The 5,113-nt window shown below is 35.0% G+C and carries 3 protein-coding genes and 1 tRNA gene; 3 read left to right on the plus strand and 1 reads right to left on the minus strand.

Going from position 1 to position 5,113, the window contains the following annotated elements; translation table 11 throughout:
- The 3 genes from H4J69_RS19285 to H4J69_RS19295 all read left to right on the plus strand — a co-directional run.
- Positions 1-2,079, plus strand: a 2,079-nt coding sequence (locus tag H4J69_RS19285; protein WP_182252045.1) for a hypothetical protein, incomplete at its 5' end; no start/stop codon positions are given.
- Positions 2,080-2,381: 302 nt separating this feature from the next.
- The gene (locus H4J69_RS19290; protein ID WP_395881227.1) at positions 2,382-3,209 is read left to right on the plus strand and encodes a prohibitin family protein; all 828 of its coding nucleotides are present in this window, start codon (positions 2,382-2,384) and stop codon (positions 3,207-3,209) included.
- Between the two features lie 333 nt (positions 3,210-3,542).
- The gene (locus tag H4J69_RS19295; RefSeq protein ID WP_182245151.1) at positions 3,543-4,607 is read left to right on the plus strand and encodes a metal-dependent hydrolase; all 1,065 of its coding nucleotides are present in this window, start codon (positions 3,543-3,545) and stop codon (positions 4,605-4,607) included.
- Positions 4,608-4,992: 385 nt separating this feature from the next.
- Here the strand turns inward: H4J69_RS19295 and H4J69_RS19300 are convergent.
- A tRNA-Met gene (locus H4J69_RS19300) sits at positions 4,993-5,069 on the minus strand.
- Positions 5,070-5,113 lie beyond the last annotated feature (44 nt).

A 5,113-nucleotide genomic window follows, 5' to 3' on the forward strand; every position in this document is an offset into this window, starting at 1 on the left:
GAATTTAAAATAGATAAAACCGAACCTAAACCCTTAGTAAATAAAAATAGAATAATTAACGAACTTAAAAAACTTAACTCTGCTTGTAAAGTCTTTATCAACCCTATTATGGGTATGACCGCGCAAGGGAAAAAAGAGGTAGGTATTACGGCTAATATTGAGAAGATGAATAATCAAAAAGTTGTTATTCAGACCTCTCACGAAATAGCAGGTGTTATAGCAAATAAAGTGTACCTGTGGCTATATGACCATCATACCGAAATAGATTTCACTGAAGAGCTTGAACTCGGATTTGTTATTATTGATAGTCAAAAATCTTCTGCAAATAAGTTTGAATACTTATTGAAATTTTCAAGTCCATTAACAGATCAGCAAATGCGGGTTTTGTTCGCTCATTACCTAAGACAAAAAAAATTGGCTATTATTGGTCCTACAGAACGATTTATCACCCCTTTGTTTGATTCTGTTACCTCTAAAGGTTACGAGCAACTGTATCTAAATAAAACTCACGACATTCCGTTACTATGTTATAAAAATAATAATGCATGGCATGCGAAAGTTGCGATGAAAACATCGGGTAATGATGAGTTTTGGCGGTTTTTTAGTGATACAGATGAAAATTTTCACTTACCCGTACTACTGGGTAACGAAGATATACAAAAGGCGTTAAATGAGAGGAATACGGTTGATAAATATGCTTTTATATTAAAATCTAAATATAAAGATACCTTCATTTATTCCCTTATTTGGTATGACGATTTTGTTAATAATAGAAGCGTCAAAGCTGTTTTTAATAATTATTTCAAAAATAGCCTTTTGAGAGTAGTCAAAATATCCTCATCGTTTATTAATTCTGTAGAAGATGCTTATGTTCCGTCTGCCTTACCTTGTCATGTTCATCCTAAGATGGCTGTGTTAAATAGGGCTATCCCGAAAGCGGCGCTAGATATGATCAGTAATTGCGATCATATGATCACCTTATCAGATATTACTAGCTTGTATGAAACAATACATCGGCCGGTCAGCGAAGACATCATTGAATTAGAAAATTTATTACCAAAACGTTTTCAACTGAGTCCAGTTGACTCACTTGATGAAACCGAAATTGTAACGGCAGAAAATGATGATTCTAGAGGTGAAGACCGCTTTGTATTATCTTTTAAAATGGCAATTACACGCAGTAATAATGTTGTTACTCATATCCCCGGTATAACTAAAAATATCTCTATACAAGGTTTGTTAGTTAGCCTAGTAAAAGAAACTAAATTTAAAGCCGGTGAAGAAATTGAAATTGAATTAACCGTACCTTTTTCTGAACAAGATAGAACACTACAAAAACAGAAATATATTGTGTTAGGTTATGACAGCCATGGGGCTGTTCGATTATTAATGAATACAATTGAAAGTAAACATTTAACTTGCAGGGCGATAAGAAAGTATATTTATCAACATGTTGATACCCTTGAAGCCTGCGGAAAACGCGGTAGTCGTATTTATGGTCTGCAGAAAGCGATGAGGAATATATATGCACACAATCATTTCTCTATTCCATTCTACTTAAAAGCAACTAAGCACCAACAATATATTAATGCGGCGAGCTTTAGTGGTAACTCTGCACTTAAGCACCTTGTCTATAAAAATGAAAATAGTGAAGAAATTATTCTTAATCTATTGAGCAATCAAAAATTTAGAGATTCTTGCTTATCAATTATTGCGGTACTTGCTTATAAAGAATTACCTGCTCGTGCATTTTATATTCTTGTTTTACCTAAAGATAAAAATGATAAAGAAGAGTATTCCTTTTGGTATCGTGATTTATCAGTATTGAAAAAATCTGCCCAATTGAAAGAATATACCCAGAAAGTATCTAATCACGGTAAACCGGCAATTTTAAAAGTTGAATTGAAAAAAAGTGATAAAGTGCAAAACATGTATTACCGTGACGAAATCAGTTATTTAAAAAGTCTAGATAAAGACTTAGCGGATGATCTGGAAACTCAGTTAGAAAGTACTATCGGCATCGGAGAAGTGACCGATTTAACTGATATTGCTATTAAGATGATTGCTAATGCCACATAAATGACAACAAACCCATTAACTTTTGTCGAATGGCCGACAGAAAAAATATTAATACAACACTTTTGAGTTCACCTAACTGATAAGGTGAACTTACTAATGGTTAATTTTATCGATTGTTTAGACTTGCAGAGCTGGTTCACTCGGGTGTAAGTTTGACGTTATGTCACTTAAAAGGTTATGGTCTCTGCATAGCGAATAACATGCTGTAATATTTAACGAATGTGTCTTTAAATATGGGCACCTAATTAAGCCTCTGAGGTAGAAAAGTGAATATAGAAAAATTAAATATCCCAACTAAATCAATAATAACAGTGGCGATTGCTGTTACCCTATTTTTCAGCTCTGTTTACACCGTCAATGAAGGGCATATCGGCATTGTCAAACGCTTCAGTGAAGCCAAAGAGCAGGTTAACCCTGGTTTACACTTTAAAGTGCCTTTTATTGATAGCGTTGAAGAGATAGAAGTCAGAACACGAAAAAATGAAGAAAAAATGGCATCAAGTACTAAAGAGCAAATGCCAGTAACTGTTATTGTTTCAGTTAACTGGACGGTAGACAAGACAGCTGCGCTTGAACTTTTTCGTCAATACGGTGGTTTAAAGCAATTTGAAAATAGAATTCTTGATCCTCGTTTTAGATCTGCCACTAAAGATGTTATCCCACAGTATGATGCAGAAAAATTAATACAAGATAGAGCAAGTGCCATTCAAGCGATTGAAGCAAGCTTTATCGAAGAAATGAAAGACTTTCCTGTTACTGTTGATAACATTCAAATTGAAAACATTCAATTACCGGCTAAGTACTTAACCTCTATTGAGACTAAGCAAACAGAAAAAAATCTAGCTGATGCGGAGAAACATAAACTCGCACGTCAAAATTTAGAAGCGCAACGTGACGTAAATACGGCAAAAGCAAAAGCAGATGGTATTAAGCTCGTTGCTATAGCAGAAGCTGAATCTATTCGAATTAAAGGCTTAGCTGAAGCTGAAGCGATTACGGCTAAAGCTAAAGCACTGGGTAACAACCCTTTAATTGTTAAGCTAACAGAAGCTCAAAACTGGGATGGTAAGCTTCCAGCAACAATTTTAGGTAGTAGTAATATGCCAATATTAGATATGAGAGCAAAATAAGTCTACTAGCATCATAATATAAGCCGCTTAATTGCGGTTTTTTTATCTTGGAATAATGAAACTTTGATCGTCGAACAAGATGTTAATCATTACCTTAGTTATTCTATCTATGTCATGAGTATATTATATGAGTTAAATGCCATAAAAAGTTTATGTCATGTCACGCTCTATGAACAACAAGCTTCTTGTTAAAATTGTCAGTAAACTGAATGAATATAGTTTATTAACAATTTAAACAGTATGAAAAACCAAAGAAAATTTGCTGTCTCAATTGATCTAGAATTGTAGATAAAGGCGTATTAGAATAATAATTGTTAAATCGGCAAGGTCATTATGGATTCATTAACACAAGCTGTCTTGGGCGGCGCTGTCGGCTATGCGGTATTAGGTAATAAAGTTGGTCCTAAAGCAGCTATTTATGGTGCCGTTTTAGGAACATTGCCGGACTTAGATGTATTCTTACCCTATAGCGGTGATGTTGAAGCTTTTACCTACCATCGAGGATTTAGCCACTCGTTATTAGTACATTTGCTCATTAGCCCTTTAATTGCCTGGTTAATAACCAAATGTCATCAAGCTACAGCCATTTATAAGAAACACTGGTTTTTGTTGGTATTTCTGTGCTTATCTACTCATGGGATTTTGGACAGCTTCACTGTTTACGGTACGCAATTGCTGTGGCCTATTACTGAATATCCCTTTGCGGTCTCTAATTTGTTTATCATTGACCCCATGTATACCTTACCGCTATTGTTTGCGTTTATTGTTATTTTTCTGCCCAGAGTTAAACCGGCAAGTGCTTTAAAAATCAATAATTTTGCATTGGCGATAAGCACACTTTATATCTGTTGGTCTTTGGTGGCAAAGCTTTACATAGACGATAAAGTCACAACAGCGTTAAACGATCGACAGATAAAAACACATCATTATTTGAGTACACCTGCGCCTTTTTCTACGCTACTTTGGCGGGTATTGGTTATGTCTGATGGTCAATATTACGAGGGCTATGTCTCTGTGTTTGACTCAGTATCTGAGGTAAGTCTAGAAGCATATCAATCGTCAGACTCTCTGCTTACTAATATTAAAGATGAATGGGATGTGCAACGTCTTCAATGGTTCACGAAAGGCTTTTATTCAGTAAAACAAGCAGAGCAGTATATTGTTTTATCCGATTTACGTATGGGAGTGGAGTGTAGTTATGTGTTTAATTTTATTGTTGGCGAGCAAACGAGTATGGGAATTGTTAAGAGTCATACTGAAAAGGTAAGTGCTAGGCCTGATTTTAGTATGCTTGGAGGTGTTTGGCAGCGAATATGGGATCCATCAGTTTCTTTGTCGCCTCTTAAAGAAAACGGTGTTTGTGTTAACAGTAAAAATTTATTTTCTAAGAAAGTTTAATAAGATGAGTACACTTCAAGTGTATGGTTAGCTGGTTACTTATCCCTGGCGTTAGCTTATTAGCGGTTATCTCTAATTAAAGCGAATAATGAAGAATATCATTAAATTTTAAAAGGATAGACAGCAAATAATGTTAAATTTAATATGATGATTTTTTTGTACTAAATAAATATGTATTAGAAAATATTTTAGTTATAGAGCGACTAAATATTATTTAACAATGAAATTTGGATTTTGTATCGGAGAATGTTTTTAAATAAGGAAGTGACGACTTTCAGTACAGACACTCTTTATACTTGAGTTAAAGTTTGTTGTGAGAGCCCATATCTTTCGAGAGGGAACTGACGACCTTCGGTAAAAATACTCTTTATACTTGAGTTAAAGTTGGTTGCGGGAGCCAGATTTGAACTGACGACCTTCGGGTTATGAGCCCGACGAGCTACCAGACTGCTCCATCCCGCGTCCGAATGTCCTAATACCTTCTTAGGAAAGCCAAGTTGTTTTAA

Origin of the sequence: Colwellia sp. BRX10-9 (assembly GCF_014077405.1) — a bacterium.
GTDB lineage: Bacteria > Pseudomonadota > Gammaproteobacteria > Enterobacterales > Alteromonadaceae > Colwellia_A.

Bases quoted from the DNA above. Each gene is read 5' to 3' on its own strand.
- H4J69_RS19295 (WP_182245151.1), top strand. From the start codon at position 3,543: ATGGATTCATTAACACAAGCTGTCTTGGGCGGCGCTGTCGGCTATGCG.